Origin of the sequence: uncultured Tessaracoccus sp. (genome assembly GCF_947255005.1) — a bacterium.
GTDB lineage: Bacteria > Actinomycetota > Actinomycetes > Propionibacteriales > Propionibacteriaceae > Arachnia.
The window spans coordinates 12,994-32,433 of the sequence record NZ_CAMYFI010000014.1 but is presented as its reverse complement, the minus strand read 5'-3'; the positions used below and the strand labels follow the sequence as shown (position 1 = coordinate 32,433).

The 19,440-nt window shown below is 65.7% G+C and carries 22 protein-coding genes and 1 tRNA gene; 6 read left to right on the top strand and 17 right to left on the bottom strand.

Annotated features, from left to right (window positions below):
- Positions 1-53: 53 nt before the first annotated feature.
- From Q0X61_RS04980 to ssd, 9 genes are all read right to left on the bottom strand, one after another.
- Positions 54-1,505, bottom strand: a complete 1,452-nt coding sequence (locus Q0X61_RS04980) for a methyltransferase (RefSeq protein WP_297740955.1) — start codon at positions 1,503-1,505, stop codon at positions 54-56.
- Between the two features lie 72 nt (positions 1,506-1,577).
- Entirely contained in the window at positions 1,578-1,934 is a 357-nt protein-coding gene (locus Q0X61_RS04975) for an Rv3654c family TadE-like protein (RefSeq protein ID WP_297740952.1), read from the bottom strand.
- Positions 1,931-2,299 carry a hypothetical protein gene (locus Q0X61_RS04970; RefSeq protein WP_297740950.1) on the bottom strand — a complete coding sequence of 123 codons (369 nt, stop codon included), beginning with the start codon at positions 2,297-2,299 and terminating at the stop codon, positions 1,931-1,933. The genes Q0X61_RS04975 and Q0X61_RS04970 overlap by 4 nt, the downstream gene beginning before the upstream one ends.
- Positions 2,299-2,541, bottom strand: coding sequence for a DUF4244 domain-containing protein (locus tag Q0X61_RS04965; RefSeq protein ID WP_297740948.1), 243 nt, complete (start codon positions 2,539-2,541; stop codon positions 2,299-2,301). Before Q0X61_RS04965 ends, Q0X61_RS04970 begins: the two co-directional genes overlap by 1 nt.
- Positions 2,542-2,684: 143 nt before the next feature.
- Positions 2,685-4,928 carry a DEAD/DEAH box helicase gene (locus Q0X61_RS04960; protein WP_297740946.1) on the bottom strand — a complete coding sequence of 748 codons (2,244 nt, stop codon included), beginning with the start codon at positions 4,926-4,928 and terminating at the stop codon, positions 2,685-2,687.
- A 67-nt stretch (positions 4,929-4,995) separates the two neighbouring features.
- Complete coding sequence (locus tag Q0X61_RS04955; protein WP_297740944.1) at positions 4,996-5,712, bottom strand: type II secretion system F family protein; 717 nt, start codon at positions 5,710-5,712, stop codon at positions 4,996-4,998.
- Positions 5,709-6,485: a type II secretion system F family protein gene (locus tag Q0X61_RS04950; RefSeq protein ID WP_297740942.1), complete on the bottom strand. Its 777-nt coding sequence runs from the start codon at positions 6,483-6,485 to the stop codon at positions 5,709-5,711. The genes Q0X61_RS04955 and Q0X61_RS04950 overlap by 4 nt, the downstream gene beginning before the upstream one ends.
- Positions 6,479-7,609, bottom strand: coding sequence for a TadA family conjugal transfer-associated ATPase (locus tag Q0X61_RS04945; RefSeq protein ID WP_297740940.1), 1,131 nt, complete (start codon positions 7,607-7,609; stop codon positions 6,479-6,481). Before Q0X61_RS04945 ends, Q0X61_RS04950 begins: the two co-directional genes overlap by 7 nt.
- On the bottom strand, positions 7,602-8,612 hold the full coding sequence (gene ssd, locus Q0X61_RS04940) for a septum site-determining protein Ssd (protein WP_297740939.1): 1,011 nt from the start codon (positions 8,610-8,612) through the stop codon (positions 7,602-7,604). Before ssd ends, Q0X61_RS04945 begins: the two co-directional genes overlap by 8 nt.
- Before the next feature lie 96 nt (positions 8,613-8,708).
- Between ssd and Q0X61_RS04935 the strand changes: the two genes are divergently transcribed.
- Both Q0X61_RS04935 and Q0X61_RS04930 read left to right on the top strand, forming a co-directional pair.
- Entirely contained in the window at positions 8,709-9,446 is a 738-nt protein-coding gene (locus Q0X61_RS04935) for a class I SAM-dependent methyltransferase (protein ID WP_297740937.1), read from the top strand.
- Between the two features lie 47 nt (positions 9,447-9,493).
- The gene (locus Q0X61_RS04930) at positions 9,494-9,949 is read left to right on the top strand and encodes a phage holin family protein (RefSeq protein ID WP_297740935.1); all 456 of its coding nucleotides are present in this window, start codon (positions 9,494-9,496) and stop codon (positions 9,947-9,949) included.
- Here the strand turns inward: Q0X61_RS04930 and Q0X61_RS04925 are convergent.
- The 5 genes from Q0X61_RS04925 to Q0X61_RS04905 are packed head-to-tail and all read right to left on the bottom strand — an operon-like array spanning position 9,946 to position 12,274.
- Positions 9,946-10,566 (bottom strand): CoA pyrophosphatase, encoded by a 621-nt coding sequence (locus Q0X61_RS04925; RefSeq protein ID WP_297740934.1) that lies wholly within the window; start codon positions 10,564-10,566, stop codon positions 9,946-9,948. The two genes, Q0X61_RS04930 and Q0X61_RS04925, sit on opposite strands and share 4 nt — an antisense overlap.
- On the bottom strand, positions 10,563-11,144 hold the full coding sequence (locus Q0X61_RS04920; RefSeq protein ID WP_297740932.1) for a TlpA disulfide reductase family protein: 582 nt from the start codon (positions 11,142-11,144) through the stop codon (positions 10,563-10,565). Before Q0X61_RS04920 ends, Q0X61_RS04925 begins: the two co-directional genes overlap by 4 nt.
- On the bottom strand, positions 11,141-11,815 hold the full coding sequence (gene nth, locus Q0X61_RS04915) for an endonuclease III (protein ID WP_297740930.1): 675 nt from the start codon (positions 11,813-11,815) through the stop codon (positions 11,141-11,143). The genes Q0X61_RS04920 and nth overlap by 4 nt, the downstream gene beginning before the upstream one ends.
- Before the next feature lie 3 nt (positions 11,816-11,818).
- Positions 11,819-11,977: a hypothetical protein gene (locus Q0X61_RS04910; RefSeq protein WP_174202235.1), complete on the bottom strand. Its 159-nt coding sequence runs from the start codon at positions 11,975-11,977 to the stop codon at positions 11,819-11,821.
- A 36-nt stretch (positions 11,978-12,013) separates the two neighbouring features.
- Entirely contained in the window at positions 12,014-12,274 is a 261-nt protein-coding gene (locus Q0X61_RS04905) for a WhiB family transcriptional regulator (RefSeq protein WP_297740926.1), read from the bottom strand.
- 142 nt (positions 12,275-12,416) lie between these two features.
- On the opposite strand from Q0X61_RS04905, the gene Q0X61_RS04900 reads away from it, so the two are divergent.
- The 4 genes from Q0X61_RS04900 (at position 12,417) to Q0X61_RS04885 (ending at position 16,912) form a co-directional block, all read left to right on the top strand.
- A complete protein-coding gene (locus tag Q0X61_RS04900; RefSeq protein ID WP_297740924.1) occupies positions 12,417-14,861 on the top strand; it encodes a transglycosylase domain-containing protein in 2,445 nt (814 codons plus the stop codon).
- Positions 14,861-15,766, top strand: coding sequence for a metallophosphoesterase (locus Q0X61_RS04895; RefSeq protein ID WP_297740922.1), 906 nt, complete (start codon positions 14,861-14,863; stop codon positions 15,764-15,766). The genes Q0X61_RS04900 and Q0X61_RS04895 overlap by 1 nt, the downstream gene beginning before the upstream one ends.
- A gap of 59 nt (positions 15,767-15,825) precedes the next feature.
- A tRNA-Pro gene (locus tag Q0X61_RS04890) sits at positions 15,826-15,902 on the top strand.
- Positions 15,903-16,039: 137 nt separating this feature from the next.
- On the top strand, positions 16,040-16,912 hold the full coding sequence (locus tag Q0X61_RS04885; protein WP_297740920.1) for an aminotransferase class IV: 873 nt from the start codon (positions 16,040-16,042) through the stop codon (positions 16,910-16,912).
- Between the two features lie 9 nt (positions 16,913-16,921).
- Here Q0X61_RS04885 and Q0X61_RS04880 read toward each other — a convergent pair whose 3' ends face one another.
- The 3 genes from Q0X61_RS04880 to Q0X61_RS04870 are packed head-to-tail and all read right to left on the bottom strand — an operon-like array spanning position 16,922 to position 19,394.
- The gene (locus tag Q0X61_RS04880) at positions 16,922-17,485 is read right to left on the bottom strand and encodes a hypothetical protein (RefSeq protein WP_297740918.1); all 564 of its coding nucleotides are present in this window, start codon (positions 17,483-17,485) and stop codon (positions 16,922-16,924) included.
- Positions 17,485-18,105 (bottom strand): hypothetical protein, encoded by a 621-nt coding sequence (locus Q0X61_RS04875; protein WP_297740916.1) that lies wholly within the window; start codon positions 18,103-18,105, stop codon positions 17,485-17,487. Before Q0X61_RS04875 ends, Q0X61_RS04880 begins: the two co-directional genes overlap by 1 nt.
- The gene (locus Q0X61_RS04870) at positions 18,102-19,394 is read right to left on the bottom strand and encodes a thymidine phosphorylase (RefSeq protein WP_297740914.1); all 1,293 of its coding nucleotides are present in this window, start codon (positions 19,392-19,394) and stop codon (positions 18,102-18,104) included. Before Q0X61_RS04870 ends, Q0X61_RS04875 begins: the two co-directional genes overlap by 4 nt.
- Positions 19,395-19,440 lie beyond the last annotated feature (46 nt).

Sequence of the window (19,440 nt, the reverse complement as noted above, 5' to 3'; positions counted from 1 at the left end):
ATGTTTGGGTTCCTAGACCATAGCCGACGAAGTGCGGAACACCGGGTGGTACGTCAGCTCCCTTCCAGAACAAGGTACTGCTCTTCGAACGCCTGACGCAGTTTGGCCAGCATGTCCACAGTGAATTGCGAGGGCTCCAGTTCCAGGATCTGCGCTACCGCGCCCAGCACCTGCTGCACGGTGAGTTCGCCGTCGAGTGCCCCGAGCACGGCGGCGAACGCGGTGTCGGCCGTCATGCCTCGAAGCAGCCCGGTGGTCTGCCTGAAGACGATGTGCTCCGGGTCTACTGCACCTGGAGCACCCACCGTTTCCTGACGCACGTCGACCAGCCGGGGGCGTGAGGCCAGAAGTTGCTCGTCGGGGGCGATGGCTGCGTCGACTGCGGCCCGATGCCGCGCGAAGAGTGGACCTACGGGTTGCTGCGCGGCATGAGGCCACGATTCGACGCGGACGTGCGGGGTGGCCCTGCCCGCGTCGGTGACGAGAATCCAACCCATCCCCACTTCCGCAATGCGCAGTTCGGCGAAGTACTCGAGCCACCGCTCATAGGCTTGCCGCCACTGAGGCGTGCCTGCGAGCCCGGCGTCGGTGAGCCACATTTCGATGTAGCTGTACTTGTCGAGGCGCTCCCGCTCAATCACCCACACATCGAGGTTGAGCGGCGTCACCAGTGACCGGATGCGCTCATCCCACGCCTGGCCGTCCAGGATGGCCCAGTTCGTGAGCAGTTGGAGACTGCCGCCCGGAGCAAGGTGCGCCGGAGCGTCGTGGAGGATGGCCTGTAGCAGACCGTCACCGGTGAAGTTCGTCTCTCGGTAGGTGAGCGTCGAATCATCGCTCGACGGCGGGCTCATCACGTACGGCGGATTGGAGACGATGAGATCGAACCGTTCCCCCTCCACCGGCGAAAACAACGACCCCTCCCGAATATCGACGGCGACCCCGGTGAGCGCAGCGCTCTCGCGCGCCATGGTGAGCGCTCTGGAGTTGACGTCGGTGGCGACGACACTCTTCGTGTGCTGGGCGAGGTGCAACGACTGCACCCCGCAACCGGTGCCGAGATCGAGCGCACGCTCAACCGGGGTGCGCATCGTCATCTGCGCGAGCGTGGTGGAGGCCGGCGAGACGCCCAGCACGTAGTCGGGGCGGGTGGGCGTGGTCACCATGTCAAGGCCGGGGGTCAGGTCGGAGACAACCCAGCCCGAAGCGCCATCGTCGGGCGAACCATATGGCCGGACGTCAACCGTGGCCCGCACGAGCCCATCGTGCTGGGCGAGGTACTGGTCGGCCTCCCCTTTCAAGAACGCGACGTCGGAGCGTGGCACTTCCTGCTGCAAGATGAACAGCTTGATGAGCGTGGCGAGCGGGTCATTAACATCGCCCAGCTCGCAGGATGCGGGAACCGTGATGTTGCGTCCGAGCCCGGCCTGGCCAAGCTCGCCGATGCGTTCCAACACACCATCTGCTGTGTACCCCGCCTCGGCCAATCGGTTGCGCAGTGCCATAGATTCCCTTTCCTCGTTGGCGGTAGTTGCTCTTCACTATTTCTACTGCACAACTGCTCTTGGACTACGCCATCACACGGTGGCCGCGGTGGCCAACCGTTCGATGTGCTCGGGCACGAGTCCCAGGTGCGGCTGGATGTGCGCCACCACCCCGGTCTCTACGACGACGTTCGGGCCCTCGCCACGCACGATGCAGCGAGAGAGGGACCCTCCGTTGCGCCGGGCCGCTTGTTGTGACGCGGCGCACGGGTCGTCACCCCTCACGGCCGCCGACGCACCCGCCAATGCCGCAACCTCTGCGACGCGCTCAGCCTGTCGAATGGTGCTGAACCAGGTGATGCACATGCACGATGCCCCGGCCACGATGGCAGTCACAGCTGCGATGCCCGCAGTGAGCACGGTACCGACGCCACGTTCTGCCCGGCTCATGATCGCGCGCCTGGCTCGTAGGCCATCCAAGTGCTGGCACGCACCGGAATATCGCCCAAGCCAATCACCAAGCTGGTCGTAGACACGGTGACGGTGACACCGGCGTCGTCGCGTTCCACGTTCACCGTGCCCGGCGCCCGCTGCTTGGCCTTGCTGGCCGCGTCGGCGTCACCCCGGGCGAGCTGCCTGGCGATCTGCGCGGAAGATTCCGCCACCGCTGCTTGCGACACCCCGAGCATGGTGAGCGTTACCAATACCGCCGCCAGCATCGTCGCAGTGACGAAGCCGATGGCGAGTTCGACGCTGACCATGCCGCGGGGTGAGGGGCGACGGCCGATGCCGCCGCCCGCCAGCCCTGCGAGCATTAGAAACCGAACATCTTTCCGAAGATATCGAAGATGCTGCCGCCTCCGCTGCCGGTACTGATGTTGTTGAAGATGTTCACCACCCAGTCGAAGAGCATTTTGAAGAACTGGTTGTCGTTGAAGATGCGCAGCAGCACCAGTGCTGCTGCGGCGGCCGCGAGCAAGCCAATGGCGTACTCAACGGTGGTCAGGCCGCGTTCGGCCAGACGCTTGACGGTAGTGGTGGTCTTGACGATGTCCATTGGGGTTCCTTCCCTCGAAGCCGTCCGGGAATGTCCCGGACACCCATCGTTATGGCAGCGACACGCCCGAGATTCCCGTCTGGAAGGAATGTTGTGGATAACTTCGTCGCCTCGAAATTGGAACTGTGGAGGGTGGGCGCAGTTCACACCTCGAGCACACGGCTCATCAGCACGGTGGCTTTTTCTTTGTCGAGCACCTGGTTGGCGTTGCCGCACTTCGGAGAGACGATGCACGCGGGACAGCCGTCGTCGCAGGGGCAACGGCGAAGGCGTCCCAGTGTGGCGGTCAGCCACGCCTCGACGATGTCGTAAGCGCGGAAGGCGAATCCGGCGCCGCCTGCAAGACCGTCGTGGACGAAGATGGTGGGCATTCCGGTATCCGGGTGCAGCGGTGTGGAGACACCGCCGATGTCCCAGCGATCGCAGGCAGCAAAGGCCGGAAGCAGACCGATGGCGGTGTGTTCGATGGCGTGCGCCGCAGCGCCCAACTGCAGCGATCCCCAGTCAAGGGCTGCGGTGAGCGCGTCAGGGATGGTGAGCCACACCGCCTGCGTGATGAGCTGCCTGCGCGGCATCTCTAAGGGGTGCTGGTCCCAGACTTCGTGCGTGAGCTCGTCGCGGCGAAGGAACGCCAGCACCTGCGAGGTGAGCCGCACGTCGCCGCGGTGGACCGTCGCGGCGCCGAAGGCACGCGAATCCAGTTCGGAGAGCACCTCGATATCCGAACTGACCTGCGGTTGGGTGTAGTACTTCGGCCGCGCCTGCACCACGAAGGCCTGTCTATCGGCTCGGTCGATCTCATCGACGAGGAAGCTCTCCCCTTGGTGCAGGTACACCGCCCCAGGATGGGCGACGGCGTCGACGCGCACTTCATCGACGGTGCCGACGATCCTTCCCGTATCCCGTTCCACGAGGTCGTAGGGCTTCGTTCCAGCCGACCGCAGCGAGATGAAGTCGACGGCACGATCTGCCCTGGTCCAGTAGTACTTCCCGCCCCGATCACGCAACACTTTTTGTTCCACCAGCTGATGGACGACGTCGCCGTAGGAACCGCCAAACCACCGGGCATCCTCACGCGTCAACGGGAGCTCTTGAGCCGCAGCGGCAAGGTGCGGCCCGAGTATCCGCGGATTGTCGGGGTGCAGCACGGCCTGCTCTACGGGAGCGCGCAGCAGCGCGTCCGGGTGGTCGAAGAGGAATCCGTCCAGAGGGTTCTCCCTGGCCAGCACCACAACCAGCGCGTCGGATCCCCGTCGACCCGCCCGCCCAGCCTGTTGCCACAGCGTGCTCAGTTTCCCTGGGTAGCCTGCGATGAGCACAGCGTCCATGCCCGCCACATCAATGCCGAGCTCGAGCGCGTTCGTCGTCGCAACCCCGCGCAGCTCGCCGGTTTGTAGCGCCTGTTCCAAACCGCGCCGCTCGCTGGGCAGAAAGCCCGCCCGATAGCTCGCGATGGCCGGGCCTGCGATCTCCTGGGCTTCGAGCGCGACGAGTTCCGCGCCCGTTCTGCTCGCCACGAAGGCGATGGTCTGCGCCCCGGATACCGCCAGGCGTCCGAGGAGGTTGCCCGTGTCTTGGTTGAGCGAGATGGATGGCTTCCACAGCGCCACGACACGCTTCGGTTTCGGTGCCCCGTCACGCGTCACCGCTGCAACCGATGATTCCCCGATCAACTTGCCCCCGAACTCCGCCATGCCCGTGGCGGTTCCCGAAGCCAGCAAGAAGGTTGGGTTGGCGCCGTAGTGGGTGGCGAGTCGACGCAGGCGTCTCAGCACGTGCGCGATGTGTGCGCCGAACACCCCCTGATAGCGGTGGGCTTCATCGACGACGACGTAGCGCAATCCCGAGAGCAGCCTGGACCACCGCCGGTGATTGGGCAGCACGGAGTAGTGCAGCATGTCCGGATTGGTGAACACAAAACTGGCGTGCTCGCGGGCGAATCGTCGCTCGGCTTCATCCGAGTCGCCGTCGACGGCCGTGATGCGCCAATCGGCTGGCCCAAAGGTGGTTGCGGCGCGCACCTGATCGTGCGCGAGCGCCTTCGTCGGTGCGAGGTACAGCGCGGTGTGTTCGGTGCGCCGGATACGCGAGATGGGCACCTCCACGCCCACGTTACCCTCGGCCGTCGCGGCGATCACTGGCAGCAGATAGGCCAGCGATTTACCAGAACCCGTTGACGTGGTGAGCGCAACGTGCTGCCCACGATAGGCGAGCTCCGCGAACTCCTGCTGATGTGTCCACAGACGTGTGATGCCCTGGCTGGCGCAACGTTGCTGCACCTGAGACGACACCCACGCCGGCCAATCGCCGTACTCCCCCTCGCTCGCGGGGCGCACGTCGACGGTGGAGACCTCGGGCGCCTCCAGCACCCACGACCAGCTGTGCATGGGCGCACTCTACAGCGGCATCCTGCACTGGCCCTGCTGCGCCTGGAGCGCGCTACAGGCACGATGCTTATCCGCCCGAGAGGAAGTTCTTCAGCAGGCCGGCGATGATGGGCACCACGCCGATGAGCACAAAGGCAGGCAGGAAACAGGCCATGAGCGGAATCACCGACTTCACCCCCACCTTGCGCGCCCGCTTCATGGCGGCATCGCGCACCTGTACGCGCACATCGTCGGCATGCAGACGCAGCGATCCCGACAAACTAGTGCCCGACCGGCTCGCACGCACCATGTCTTTCGCCACGGTGCCCCAGACGGGGTGCTGCCCAAGCTCCTCCCACGCTTCCTCGACGGATCGTCCGACGTTGAGATGAGCGAGCACGCGCCGCAGGAGTGCCTGCGTGCGGGAGGGAGACACGTCGGCGACGGTGGCGAGCGCACCCGAAATAGGCGCCCCGGATTCGAGACAGACGGCTAGGTAGTCCAAGGTGTCGGGCATCTCTTCTTGTTCTCGACGGTGCGAGACGCGCCTGCGCAGAAGTCCCGTCGCGAGGAAGGTGACGGCACCCAGCATGAGCGCCAGCGCCGGCACTTCAGGAAGGCCCACCGCGCAGATTCCCGCAGCACCCAGGGCAGCCACGGCGCGCCACGACGTCGGATATTGCTCTCCGCGACGGTGTTCTGCGGCCCGGCGCGTTGGCCCTGCCTCCAAGCGGTGCAGCGCCCTGTCAGGGGTGAGGAGCCAGGCGCACGCCGCCGCGAGCGCGATCAACAGCGCAGACATCATCGTGCAAGCCTTTCCGTCCAGATCACTCCGAGCGCCGTCAGCCCGACGGCCGTCGCAGCGAGCCATTGCCCGAGTGCAGCGCCGAAGATGAACTCCAGCGGATTGCCCCCAGCGAAAAAACCCAACCCGAGTGCACCGAAGGGGAGTACGGCCATAATGTGCCCCGAGGCTCGAGCCGACGACAGCTCCGTCTCGACAACCTCAGCGAGCTGACGCGCCTGCCGCAGCGTATCGGCAACCTGCTCCAGTACACCAGCCACCGGAGCACCGCTGCGCTCGCTCACCTGCCAAGCCGCCGCGACGGATTCGAGCCCTTCCGCACCCGGCAGTTGAGCGGTGCGGCGCAGCGTTTCGGGCACATCCGCCCCCAGCGCCGACGCGTACGCCGCCTCCGTGAGCAGCGGATGGTCCTCAGCAGCTTCCCGCAAGGCCACCGTCGGAATCTGCCCGGAGCGCAGCAGCGACGCCAACAGTCGCGCCGCGTCTGCCACTTCCTGCGAACGCTTGCCAGCTACCTTGGCCCGACGACGCTCGAGCACCAGCCAGCAGGCGGTTCCCGCGGCGACGGCGGCCGCCACCGCCCAGCCTAAGCCGCCGAGGCCAAGCAAGAGCGTCACAGCTCCGAAGGCCACGAGCGCGGCTGTCATCACCGGTGTCGCCCGCCAGCGACGACGTCGACGGGAGCGGGCGGGCGAGAGTCGTCGAAGGGCCGAGCTCGGGTGCGCGCCGACGGCCAGCCAACCCGTGATGCCTGCGAGTGCTGCCGTCAACATAGCCACTCCTCGACGATGCTCGCCGCTTCTCCGCGTTCCCAGCCGTCGGCGGTGAATGTGAGACCTGGTTGCACGACGACGCCGTCGCCGTCGCGGCGGATGACGCCGAGCTCTGCGATTCGGCGCCGCCCCTGCGCGTCGCGGCGGACGTGGACAACTAGCTTCAGCGCTGCGGCAACCTGGGCGCTGCAGGCCACCCGGTCGAGCCCTCCGAGCGCTGCGAGTGCTTCCAGGCGCGCGGGCACGTCGCGCACCGAGTTGGCGTGGATGGTGGCGCAGCCGCCTTCGTGCCCTGTGTTGAAGGCGCGAAGCAGGTCGGTGATCTCTCGGCCCCGTACCTCGCCCAGCACCACGCGGTCGGGGCGCATACGAAGGGCCTGGCGCACGAGGTCGGTGAGGCTGATGGCCCCCGCGCCCTCCGCGTTGGGCGGGCGGCCCTCCATGCGCACGCAGTGAGGATGATCGGGAACGAGTTCGCGGGCGTCCTCCACCAAGACGATGCGCTCGCTGTGAGGTACTTCTGCCAACAGCGCCGCGAGCAGTGTCGTCTTGCCCGAGCCCGTGCCGCCGCTGACGAGGAACGGCAACTTCCGCTGCACCATGGCACGCAGCAGGCTGGCTCCGCGCTGCGATAGGGAGCCACTGGCCACGAGATCTTCCAATGAGAACGAACGGGAGGCCGGAACGCGTAGTGACAAGCATGTTCCGGGCATCGCCACGGGCGCCAGCACAGCATGGAGGCGCGTACCGTCGGGCAGCCGCCCGTCGACGAAGGGCTGCGCGTCGTCGAGCCTGCGGCCGGCCGTCGCTGCGAGACGAATGGCCAAGCGGCGCACCTGCTCGTCGTCGAGGAAGGTGACCGCTGCGCGTTCGAGCCCCGAGCCGGCGTCGAAGAACACATCGGCGGGGCCGTTGACGACAACATCACTCACCCCCGGTTTGCCGAGCAGTTCCTCGAGTGGGCCGGCGCCGATGGAGTCGCGTCGCAGCATGTCCATCACCGTCAGCACGCGGGCGTCGGTGACCACCTCGCCGAGGCTTCGCATGACGGCCGCCACGTCGCTGGGGCCGTAGCTGCGCCCCAACGCGCCAAGGCGTTCACGAATGCTGGAAAGCTCAGCCATGGAACGCCTCCTGCCAGATGGCCGCCACGTCGCGTCGGAACTTCTTGGCAGGCCCGCGAAGGGGCGGCTCCCCCAGCTCTGCGAGGCGCGGCAGTGCCCGATCCTCTGCTAGTGACCCCGCCAGCGGCACGCCCAGCGCATTTGCGATGGCATCGGCGCCCAGCCGTCGCCCAGGCCCGGAGCGCACCACCAGCCCCGACGGTGGGGTTGCCGCCGCAGCCGCCCGCATCCGCGCAGCGGCCACGCTGCGCACGTCTGCGCCTACCACGAGCAGCTGCGCCTCCGCGCGAAGGTCAAAACCGCTGCGATCATCGACCACCACGACGTCAACTTCGCGGCGCAACGCCGTGAGCACGGCGTGGGCTGCTTGCGGATCGGGGAACGCCGGATCACCGCGGTCGAGGCCGAGCAACAACAGGCCGTCGACGGACGGCAGCAGCGCCTCGAGCCCGCCGATCTCGCCGCGAGCCCGCGCGAGCTCCGACCACCGCACCCCCTCGTCGGTTTCCTTCCCCACCAGCAGGTCAAGCCCACCGCCGCCGGGCACCAACTCGACGACTGCCGCGCGGGATCCTCGTCGGACGGCCTCCTGGCCCAGCCCCACCGCGAGCGTAGAAGTGCCGAGGCCTCCAACGGCGCCCGTCACCGCGATCGTCCACGCCTGAGACACCGGGCCGCCCGACGCCTCCGCAAGCAGATCCGCCAGCTCCGCCGAAGCGTGCGGCAGCATGAGCGCCGGGCAACCGAGCTCGGCGGATGCGAGCACCAGCGCCTTCGGATCTCTACCGACGACGTACGTTGCGGTGCGTGTATCCAGCGACGCGGCACGCCCCGCCATATCGGGTGCAACTAGCCTAAGGCGCGCAGCGCGCCACCGCTGATGCATCTCTTCGGTGTCGTGGGCTGCAGCCACCGGCACGTCGAGCGCGAGCGCTGATGCCTGCACTGCTTCGTACACCGATACATCACGGGTAAGGACCAACACGGGTGCGATATCGTTCATACCCATTGTTATGGCAGCGACACGCCCGAAACTTGCACGGCCCACGAAGCCTGTGGATAACTCCGCACACGGCTAGGCTGGGGTTGAGGAGGTCCTGTGAGCACGTTTCCCCCCGAAGCACTCGATTGGCTCGCCGTCTGGAGCGGCGTGCGCGGGCTCGTCGTCGGTGACGATCTCGCACTGCCCGGCCGCCTGAGCAACCGCGGCCACCACGTCCTCGCACTCTCGCCGTCGAAGAAGGTGGTGGAGCACCACCGACGCGCTCCCGGCGTCGTCGCGTTGAGAGGGCGCGCTGAGGCGATCCCCACCGATCCCTTCCAGTTTGAGGTGGTGCTAAGCCACCAAAGTTTCCACACCCTCAACGCCGAACAGGCGCTGCCGCAGATCGCCGGCGTGCTGCGTGAAGGCGGGTGCTTCTCCGCGTCGTACCTCATCCGCGACGATTCCGTGCCGTGGGTGCGTCGTTTGGCGGCCCTGCTTCGTCGTTACGATCCGATGGCGATGCGCGGTGACTACGGCCATCAGTCTCTCGAACAGCTGCGCGAGTCGCCCTACTTCCCCGAGATTGAAACACGTGCCTTTCGCATCTGGGAGCAACTGTCCAGGGATGCGATGCAGACGATGATCCGCCGTCAGCCTCTGACCCGCTCGCTCGGAGAACGGCAGCTCAACCACCTCATCGAGCAAGTGATGGAGCTCTACGACTCGGCAGCGCGTCCCGGCGAAAACTTGAAGCTTCCCTTCCAACTCCTGTGCTGGCGGGCTTGGGTAGATCACACCGAGCTCACCAACCCCGTTCGCATTCCCGACGACGGACTGGAGATCAAAGTCTGACGCCTGGCCCGGCACCGCATAGGCTAGGAGGACACGAAAGGAACGAAATGGCTGACAACGTGAAAGACATCAGGGAGAACCTGGGCGACTTCTTGTCCAAAGAAGCCGAACTCGCCAAGGCCGAGCTCGTACCGTCGGCGAAAAAGGCCGGCATTGGCACGGGCATGTTTGCCGTGTCGCTTGGTTTCGCGCTCCACGCGGTGTGGATGATCGTCATAGCGCTCGCCGCGCTGTTCACCTGGCTCCTCACGCTGACGGGCCTCAGCCTGGCACTCTCGCTCATCTTCGGTTTCCTCATCGCCGCGGTGGTGTCGCTCATCTTCGCCGGCGTCTTCGCACTGATCGGCATCGGCAACTTCAAGAAGGTCAAGGCACCCGAAGCCACCATCGCCGAGTTCAAGGCGACGCTGAACGCCATATCCGACGGGTGGGCCCGCAAGGACGATCCGACGATGCCTGCCAAGCATCCCGACCTGAACGTGGTTCCTGGGGAAAGCGCCTAGTCACGCATGTATTCCGCTGGGATCGGGACGACATCGTCTCGGTCCCAGTTCGTCTCCCAGCCCCCCAGCCGAAGCACCCAGTCGACGAGGTGCGCTGTGAGTCCCCAGATGAACACGTCGGGCAACACGAACGCCGGGCCGCGGAACCCCGTCGGATGACGCGATGTGCGACGCACTGTCGCCGACGTGAGCACCGACACCGGGCACTGATGCACGGATGCGGTCTCGCCTGGATCCATCGCATACAGCTCACCGCCCGGCCACGTGACGACGACGGTGGTGACGTCGAAGTTCGATTTCGGCACCCACACGGGAGGCAACTGGCCGAGCACATCGATGCCGTCTCGCTCCAGCCCGACCTCTTCCCAAGCCTCGCGCAGAGCGGCACCGACGGGGCCATCGTCGCTGGGGTCGATGCGTCCGCCCGGCAACGCCACCTGGCCAGCATGATTGCGCAGCGTCGACGCCCTGCGCACGAACGTGATGCGGGGGTCGGGTTCGTCGCTGAGCATCATGGCGACGGCGGCAGAGCGTTGCCCGCGCGGCTGGCGGTCCATGTCGGAGGCGCGTAGCGGCTGCGGATTCATGAGTGCGTCTCGCAGCTTCGCAAACGTCACAGGTGCTCCTCAATCAGCTGTTCGAGCTGCTCGGTGGACCGCAACACGCCCGGGTGCGTGTAGACGACGCGGCCCGAGGGGTCGACGAAGAGCGTCATGGGGATGCCCGGCACATTCAGTTCGGTACGCAGTTGTTTGTCCATGTCCTGCACGTGCGGGTATGGCCAGTGCACGACGGAGGCGAATTCGAGCGCCCAGTCGGGCCGCGGGTCGTTGTAGTTGATGCCGAGGAAGGCGATGTCGTTGTGCTTCGTGGCTGCTTCCCGAAGGAAGGCCGCCTCTTCCCGACACGGCGCGCACCACTGCGCCCACAGGTTGATGACCATCGGCTTGCGAGGCAGCCCTGCGAGGTTGACTACCTTGTCGGAGCCCAAACAGGGCAGCGCCGTGCGCGGCAACCCGTCCTCGACGGGTTCAGCGTCGGAGGCGCTTGCCGGGCAGTCGGGAACCCCGTATTGCTCCCTGAGCGCGCGTAGATCGCTCGACGGTGAAGGCGATGCGGTGGGCGGGGGTTGCGACGGGGCACAGCCGGCGATGCAGAGCACCGCCGCGACGAGCGCGACGAGCCGCGCCTTCACTGGCTCGTCCCCTGCGCTACAAGTGCCGCCGCTTTCTTCGGGTCTTGTTCGCCGCAATCGTTACTCGGGCACGCATCGGCGACGGGGCACGCGCCGCAGGCAGGGCGCCTGGCATGGCAAATCCGTCGACCGTGCGCGATGAGCACGTGCGACATGACGGTCCACCGCTCGCGGGGTAACAGCTCCATGAGCCGCCGTTCGACGACGTCGGGTTTGCGCTCGTCCACCCATCCGAGCCGGTTGCTCACCCGCATGACGTGCGTGTCGGGGGTGATGCCCGGCACACCGAAGGCGTTGCCAAGCACGACGTTCGCCGTCTTGCGTCCCACACCTGGCAGCGCGACGAGTTGCTCGAGCGTGTCAGGAACCGCGCCGGCGTACTCGTCGACGATCATCTGAGAAAGGCCGACGAGGGCCACCGCTTTGTTGCGATACATACCCACCGGACGGATGATGCTCTCCACGCGTTCCGGGCTGGCGATGGCCAACGCCTCGGCGTCGGGGAATTCGTCGAACAACTTCGGCGTGACGGCGTTCACCCGCACGTCGGTGGATTGCGCGGACAACACCGTCGCGACGAGCAACTCAAATGGCGTCGTGAAATCGAGCTCGCATCGGGCGTCGGGGTAAGCCTCAGCGAGCTTGTCCGCGACGCGTGCCGCGGACTCCATCGATTAGCTCTCGAGCGGGCGCTTGAAGTAGCCGACGAGCGTGTCGGGGTTTGGTCCGGGCGCGAGGGTCACGAGTTCCCAACCTTCGGAACCGAAGTTGTTGAGGATCTGCTGTGCAACGTGCGACAGGATCGGTGCGGTGAAGTACTCCCATTTCGTCATGGAAGTCAGCCTAGCCAGCGATAACAACCACGTCGGCTAGCGGCAGAGCACGGCATGCCAATCCTTGATGTCAGGGCGAGCCCGCAGCAGCGCACGGCGCTCCCGCTCGGTCATGCCGCCCCAGACTCCCCACTCGATGCGGTTATCGAGCGCCTCCGCGAGGCATTCAGACCGGACAGGGCAATCTCGACACACAGCTCGGGCACGCTTTTGGTCTTTGCCTTCAGGAAACAGTGCATCGGCTAGATCGCGGCAGTTGGCTCGAAGCGTCCATTCACTCACTTCTGCAAGAGACATGCTCTGCCCTCCTTTGCGCAGGTTCTCTAGTGGGTTGAACCCTACCAGGTCACGACGAGGTAACGGAAGGGTCGGTGGGCTGCTCAGAGCTCGCCGGCGTGAGATATGGGGATTGTTTCGAGTGTCACGTAGACTGAGCGCCATGAAATCGGCGAAACTGAGCGAGAAGACGTATGCCCTCTTCATGTTCCTGGCAATCAGCCTTCTTGCTGGCGTACTGCTATCCGGGGTAGCGGTGCCGTTCGTCGCGATGGCGAGTGGAGCGACGAAGGCCGCCAAGCAGTCGTTGGATTACCTGCCTGCCGAGTTCGAAACCCCACCGCAGTCACAGCGTTCTCGAATCCTGATGGCCAATGGCGAGGTGCTCTCCACGTTCTTCGAGGAGAACCGCATCTACAAACCGCTCGCTGAGATCTCGCCCCTGATGCAGAAGGCGCAGATAGCCATCGAAGATCACCGCTTCTACGAGCATGGCGCTGTCGACCCTGAAGGCATGGTTCGAGCGTTCTTCAAGACGATTGCGGGCGATACCCAGGGCGCGTCGACGCTCACCCAGCAGTACGTGAAGCTCGTGCGCGTCGAGCAAGCGAAATACAGCAACGACCCAAAGGCGGCGAAGGAAGCCGTCGAAGTGTCGATCGAACGCAAGATCCACGAGGCACGCTACGCCTTCGCCGTCGAGGAAAAACTCACGAAACAGGAGATCCTCGAGCGGTACCTCAACATCGCTTACTACGGCAACGGCGCCTACGGCGTCGAGGCCGCCGCGCAGCAGTACTTCGGTATCCCCGCGAAGGATCTCGACCTGGCCCAGAGCGCTTTGCTCGCCGGCCTGGTGCAGAACCCCGTCGGGCTCAACCCGGTGAGGAACCAACACAAGGCCTTGCAGCGTCGCAATGTGGTGCTCCAACGCCTCGCTGATGAGGGGTACGTGACGCAGGCGGAGGCCGACGAGGCGAAGAAGGTCGGCTTCGACCAGCAGAAGGTCACGCGTACCCCGAACGGCTGCATCACATCGAAGTATCCGTTCCTGTGCGATTACGTCACGCACACGCTGCTCAGCGGCGAGGTGGAAGGCCTGGGCGATACCCGAGAGGAACGACGCAACACGTTGCGCCGCGGCGGCCTCACAATTCAGACGCTGATTAACCCGGCCGCGCAGGATGCGGCGGAGAAGGCGGTGTCGAACATGATCGCCCCGACCGACCCGATCCTCGCGAACACCGTGCTGTTGGAGCCAAAGACGGGCCTCATCGTCGCAATGGCGCAAAGCCGGCCTGTGATGGGCGACGACAGAGCCAAGGGCGAGACGTACTACAACTACAACGTCACCAAGGCGATGGGCGGCGCGGAAGGGTTCCAGTCCGGTTCGACTATGAAAGTGTTCGCCTCGGCAGCAGCACTGCAGGGCGGTATGTCGATGACGCACACCATCAACGCTCCCGGCACCCTCACCGACCTGGGCGGCACGCGTTGGAAGGGCTGTGACGGCATCTCAATCGTCGACAAGAACTACACGCCGAGCAACCTTGGTAAGCGTGGCTACGGCAACATCACAATGACTGAGGCGTTGAAGAACTCCGTCAACACCTACTTCCTTCGCCTCACGCAGGCGATGGGCAACTGCCCCGCCATTGAGATGGCGCAGAAATCCGGCGTTGTACGCGCCGACGGCGTCGATATGAAGGAGCAGGAGTCGTACTACCCGTCATGGGTGCTCGGCACGAGCTACGTCACTCCCCTGGCTATGGCCGAAGGCTACGCAACGCTCGCGAACCGCGGCGTGCATTGCAAACCCCGCATCCTCGAATCGATCAAGACGGCGAGTGGTGCCGAGATTCCGGTGCCCGACGGCAGCTGTGAGCGCGTGATGGACGAAGGCGTCGCCGATGCGATGAACAAGATGCTGGCGAATGTGATGACCAGCGGCACTGGTCGCCCAGCGGCGCTGAGAGATGGCAGGCCGCAGGCAGGTAAAACGGGTACAACGCAGAGCGCCGCGGCGGTTTGGTTTGCTGGGTATACGCCCGAGATGGCGGGCGTCGGCATGCTCGCGGTCGACAGCGGTTTTCCGAAGGAACACCGCCGCAAGTCGCTGACCGGCTTTAGGATGCACAACGGCCAATATCTACGCGGTACGGGTGGTGGCGACGCCGGCCAGATTTGGCGGGCCGCAATGACTGCCGCACTCAAAGACAAACCGAAGACGAAGTTCGTCGAACCGGGCGAGAAGGTGAAGGAAGGCAAGAAGGTACCCGTGCCGAACGTCTCAGGCATGGGCTACGACGAGGCGAAGAGAACGATTGAAGCCGCCGGGTTCAGTACGCAGCGGTTGAGCGTCTACTCGTCGCACCGTGCGGGCACCTTCCTTGGTGCATCCCCGTCGAAGGAAGCCCCCGTCTACTCGACGATCTCCCTGCGCATCTCCGCTGGTCCGCGTCCGGCGCCGAAACCGAAGCCACAGCCGGAGCCGAAACCTCAGCCGACCCAACCCGCGCAGCCCGACACGCAGCCTGCCCCGCCGCCCGACAACCCGCCGCAACAGCAGCAGCCGGCGCCACCGGCTCCGAGTGAAGGTGGCGGATAGTGCACGCTGCAGTGAAATGCGTCGGCGCCTTGATCGGTGCCGGCGCCGCTGCGTTCGGCTGGGCTCTCGCAGAGGCACACCTGTTCACGCTGCGTCGGGCTACCCTGCCTGTGCTACCACCGGGTAGCGAAGCCATCGAGGTGCTGCACATTTCCGATCTGCACCTACTGCCCAGCCAGCGCGATAAGTTGCGCTTCGTGAGAGGGCTGGCCTCGTTGAAGCCCGACCTCGTCGTCAATACCGGCGACAACATCAGCACTGGTGCGGCCATCGGCCCGCTGCGCGATGCGCTCGACGGTCTGGGTGGCGTCCCCGGGGTGTTCATCTTCGGCTCCAACGATTACCAGGCGCCCCACTTCAAGAACCCCCTGCGCTATGTCACCCAGGGGAGGTCCACAGCCACGTCCGACGACGTCGCACCCTCGCTGCCCACCAGCGAACTGCGCGAAGCCCTGGAGTCACTCGGGTGGGTGGATCTCACGCACCGCCGACACACCATGCGGCTGCGCGGGCTGACCGTGGAGTTTCGTGGCACCGACGACGCCCACCACGACCGCGATGACTACGACGCTGTGGCCGGTGGGCCTGCACCCGACGTCGACCTCGCCGTTGGCGTCACGCATGCCCCCTACCTGCGATTGCTCGATGCAATGACCGCCGACGGCGTTGCCGCCATCTTCGCCGGCCACACGCACGGCGGGCAGGTGTGTGTGCCTGGATATGGAGCGCTCACCACGAATTGCGACCTCGAAGCTGACCGGGTGCGCGGCGCGAGCACGCACACCGTCGACGCACAGACGGCCCACCTGCACGTTTCCGCAGGGCTGGGCACCTCACCTTTTGCGCCGATCCGCTTCGCCTGCCGCCCGGAAGCGAGCCTCGTGACGCTGGCAGCGCGCAGTTAACCGTCGTTTGGCACCACCGGTGACCACTGCGCTATGCTGGTCGTCGGCTCATTTGCCACCGGGGTGTGGCGCAGTTTGGTAGCGCGCGTCGTTCGGGACGACGAGGCCGCAGGTTCAAATCCTGTCACCCCGACCATTCGAAGTTCTATGAATCAGACCCACCGCCCCGATGGTTAAGTAGCTGTTCCGTGCCGGTGGTTGAGTAGCCCGCGAAGCGGGCGTATCGAAACCCCGCAGGCAACCCAACGTCGCGGGCGCGCTACGCTCAGCGACATGGACGTGCTCGTACTACTCACCCCTCAACATCCCGAAGGCGTGCTCGTCGATGCCGACGCGCCGCACTTCTCGCCTCTCGCGCAAGGTATCGCCCGCGGCGACGGCATCTTCGAGACCATGCTGTTCAACGGCCAGCGGGTGAAGAAGATGGAGGAGCACCTGTGGAGGCTGCGCCGCTCAGGCACTATCACCGACATCGAAGTGCCTTCCGACGAGCACTGGCGCACCGCGGTCGACACGGCGCTCAGCGCATGGCGCTCCGAACCCCTCGAAGGCGTGATCCCCAATGAAGCTATGGTCAAGCTGTTCGTCATGCGCGGCTATGCACCCGAAAACCCCGACGGCTACGCATGGGTTGTGGTCACCCCGCTGCCTGCAGCGCTGCGGCCCGAAGACCCCATCCGCGTCGCGCTGCTCAGCCGCGGCTTCTCATCTACGACGGCTCACTCGTCGCCGTGGCTACTGCTTGGCGCCAAGACTCTCAGCTATGCCACCAATATGGCGGCGTTGCGCGAGGCGCGGCGTCGAAACGCCGACGACGTGATCTTCACCACCACCGACGGCTTCGTCCTTGAAGCGCCGACCGCCAGCGTATTCATCAAGCGGGAGCGCACGCTCATCACTCCTCCCACCGATGTCGGCATCTTGCCGGGCACCACACAGCGCGTGCTTTTCCGCGCCGCGCAACGACGCGGGTGGGACGCCATCGTGGAGCGCATCACCCCGAGCGATCTCCTCGCCGCAGACGGCGTGTGGCTGAGTTCTAGCGGTCGGCTACTCTCGCAGGTCGGTTGGATCGACGATAAGGAAATCTCGCTCGACGATGCCGCGCATGCGGAGCTCAGCCAGATCTTGCGGGACACCGAGTAGGCCCGACGCCTACCAGAAGCGCACGCTGCCGTCGTTGTCTTCGCAACGCAAGCCTTCCCCATTCAGGTAGGGAACTTGGGCGGGGACACCGGCGTCGGAGAGCTCTTCGCAGTCCGGCATATCGGGTGCGGTGAGCACGGCGGGCACCCATCCGTCGCCGTCCTGCGCAACAACCCCGCTGCTCTCCTCCGGGCCACACCCGATGATGCTCACGACGGCGAAGCCAGCCGGGTGATACCCGACGACGGAGGTCTCCACTGGGCAGTTTTCGGCGCCTTCCTCACCCTCATTCGCAGTGACGACGTCGAGCACCGTCTCTTTCAAGTACGTCTTCAAACTCGCGGGGACATCAACTGCGTCGATCTCTTCGTTGGTGAGCATCGCAGTTGCGTCGAGGGTGCGCCAGCTCCCCTCCACAGACGGGGTCGCGGCGGGCGTCGCGGCGGCGGTGGCAGCCGAGGATGACGCGACAGTCGGTGCGGCGGATGAAGCCGAAACCTCAGGCATGGATGGCTCCCCGCCGGTGCAGCCCACCAGCACCACAAAGGCTCCTGCGAGTGCACAGCGGCGCATCAATAGCGCTCCGTTCCCGACCCTGTCGAGCAGGCCAGCCCGTCAGGAAACAGCTTCGACGTGGGCACACCCTTGGGCACGCCGGCCTTCTCGAACTCCGAACAAGCAGGCACCGCAGTGAACTCGACAAGCTCTTCGATCTCACCATCGTTCGGACCGTAGACGAACAGTGCCGCACCGTCGCAAATGCCCGTTTCGTCGGCCACCAGGTAGCCGTCGGAATGCACGGCGAACAGCGTCATTTCGAGCTCGCACGGCTCACCCATCCTGCTCTTGAGGTAGTGGGCGACCTCGGCGCTCACTGGCAGCGCGTCTACCTCGCTAGCGCTCGATAGCTTGGTGTCGAGCACGCTCCACCCGGGTTTCGGAGCCGGCGCGGTATCCGTCGAGGAGTCGCTCGGGGAGGGCTCCGTGGAGGGTTCACTCGACGACGACGCCTTCTGCGAGGGTGACGCCTCGGACTGTTCAGGCTCAGACGTCGACTCTGAGGCGGGCGCTCCCGACTCACTCGCCGACGTGGCCACCGGAGGGGAGGCTTGCTCGGCGTCGCTGCCCCGGCCGGGGGCACAGGCCACCAGCGCACACGTCAGGGCAATCACCACCCCTATTCGCGCCCTCACGCTGCGCCCCTTCCAGCAATTCTGTCGAGCACGATACCGGGCATCTCCGGCGCCTCCACGGCGTACCCGACGGCACCCTCCAGCGCCGCACGTGCGCGCTCGAAGCGTTCTGGGGTATCGGTGTGCAACGTCATGAGCGGCTGACCGGCCTCGACGTGGTCGCCGGGTTTGGCATGAAGCTCAACGCCGGCCACGGCCTGCACCGGATCTTCTTTACGTGCGCGCCCAGCACCCAACCGCCAGGCGGCGATGCCCACGTCCCATGCGTCCATCTTGGTGATGTATCCCGACTCAGCCGCGTGCACCACTTCTTGGTGCTTCGCCACTGGGAGCGGCGCGTCGGGATCGCCATCTTGGGCGGCGATCATGCGTCGCCACACATCCATGGCGCGACCATCACTCAGCGCGGCCTCGACGTCGACGTCGGATTTGCCGTGCGCGGCCAGCATTTCTCGAGCGAGGGTGCAGGTGAGTTCAACGACGTCGGCGGGGCCTCCCCCCGCCAGCACCTCAACGGCCTCCCGCACCTCGAGTGCGTTACCGGCGGTGAGGCCGAGCGGGGTGCTCATGTTGGTGAGCAGCGCGACGGTATGGACGCCGGCGTCGGTGCCGAGGTCGACCATGGTGCGCGCGAGCTCGCTGGCCTCGTCGAGTGTGCGCATGAAGGCTCCGGAGCCCACCTTGACGTCGAGGACGAGCGCGCTGGTGCCCTCGGCGATCTTCTTGCTCATGATGGAGCTGGCGATGAGCGGGATGGTGTCGACGGTGCCAGTGATGTCGCGAAGTGCGTAGAGCTTCTTGTCGGCGGGCGCCAAGCCAGAGCCCGCCGCGCAGATCACGGCGCCGACGTCGTCGAGTTGCCGGAGCATCTCGTCGTTGCTGAGTGCGGCGCGCCAGCCGGGGATGGCTTCGAGTTTGTCGAGAGTGCCGCCGGTGTGCCCGAGCCCGCGACCGGAGAGCTGCGGCACCGCCACGTCGAAGACTGCGACGAGTGGGGCGAGCGGCAGCGTGATTTTGTCACCGACACCACCCGTGGAGTGCTTGTCAGATGTGGGTTTGGTGAGCGATGAGAAGTCCATTCGCTCGCCGGAGGCGATCATGGCCTGCGTCCAGCGGGCGATCTCTTCTCGCGACATGCCGCGCAGGAAAATGGCCATGGCAAGCGCCGCCATCTGCTCGTCACCGACCGCGCCGCGCGTGTACGCGTCGATCACCCAATCAATTTCCTCAGGGCCGAGCGCTCCACCGTCGCGCTTGGTTCGGATGAGATCCACCACGTCAAACTGCATGTATCAACCTTATCTGCGACCACTGACAATGCTGCGCCACCGCGAC

What these genes read in the sequence shown, in the direction of transcription:
- Q0X61_RS04980 (WP_297740955.1), bottom strand. Translation starts at nt 1,505, where the DNA reads ATGGCACTGCGCAACCGATTGGCCGAGGCGGGGTACACAGCAGATGGT.
- Q0X61_RS04975 (WP_297740952.1), bottom strand. Translation starts at nt 1,934, where the DNA reads ATGAGCCGGGCAGAACGTGGCGTCGGTACCGTGCTCACTGCGGGCATC.
- Q0X61_RS04970 (WP_297740950.1), bottom strand. Translation starts at nt 2,299, where the DNA reads ATGCTCGCAGGGCTGGCGGGCGGCGGCATCGGCCGTCGCCCCTCACCC.
- Q0X61_RS04965 (WP_297740948.1), bottom strand. Translation starts at nt 2,541, where the DNA reads ATGGACATCGTCAAGACCACCACTACCGTCAAGCGTCTGGCCGAACGC.
- Q0X61_RS04960 (WP_297740946.1), bottom strand. Translation starts at nt 4,928, where the DNA reads ATGCACAGCTGGTCGTGGGTGCTGGAGGCGCCCGAGGTCTCCACCGTC.
- Q0X61_RS04955 (WP_297740944.1), bottom strand. Translation starts at nt 5,712, where the DNA reads ATGATGTCTGCGCTGTTGATCGCGCTCGCGGCGGCGTGCGCCTGGCTC.
- Q0X61_RS04950 (WP_297740942.1), bottom strand. Translation starts at nt 6,485, where the DNA reads ATGTTGACGGCAGCACTCGCAGGCATCACGGGTTGGCTGGCCGTCGGC.
- Q0X61_RS04945 (WP_297740940.1), bottom strand. Translation starts at nt 7,609, where the DNA reads ATGGCTGAGCTTTCCAGCATTCGTGAACGCCTTGGCGCGTTGGGGCGC.
- ssd (WP_297740939.1), bottom strand. Translation starts at nt 8,612, where the DNA reads ATGAACGATATCGCACCCGTGTTGGTCCTTACCCGTGATGTATCGGTG.
- Q0X61_RS04930 (WP_297740935.1), top strand. Translation starts at nt 9,494, where the DNA reads ATGGCTGACAACGTGAAAGACATCAGGGAGAACCTGGGCGACTTCTTG.
- nth (WP_297740930.1), bottom strand. Translation starts at nt 11,815, where the DNA reads ATGGAGTCCGCGGCACGCGTCGCGGACAAGCTCGCTGAGGCTTACCCC.
- Q0X61_RS04910 (WP_174202235.1), bottom strand. Translation starts at nt 11,977, where the DNA reads ATGACGAAATGGGAGTACTTCACCGCACCGATCCTGTCGCACGTTGCA.
- Q0X61_RS04905 (WP_297740926.1), bottom strand. Translation starts at nt 12,274, where the DNA reads ATGTCTCTTGCAGAAGTGAGTGAATGGACGCTTCGAGCCAACTGCCGC.
- Q0X61_RS04900 (WP_297740924.1), top strand. Translation starts at nt 12,417, where the DNA reads ATGAAATCGGCGAAACTGAGCGAGAAGACGTATGCCCTCTTCATGTTC.
- Q0X61_RS04885 (WP_297740920.1), top strand. Translation starts at nt 16,040, where the DNA reads ATGGACGTGCTCGTACTACTCACCCCTCAACATCCCGAAGGCGTGCTC.
- Q0X61_RS04880 (WP_297740918.1), bottom strand. Translation starts at nt 17,485, where the DNA reads ATGCGCCGCTGTGCACTCGCAGGAGCCTTTGTGGTGCTGGTGGGCTGC.
- Q0X61_RS04870 (WP_297740914.1), bottom strand. Translation starts at nt 19,394, where the DNA reads ATGCAGTTTGACGTGGTGGATCTCATCCGAACCAAGCGCGACGGTGGA.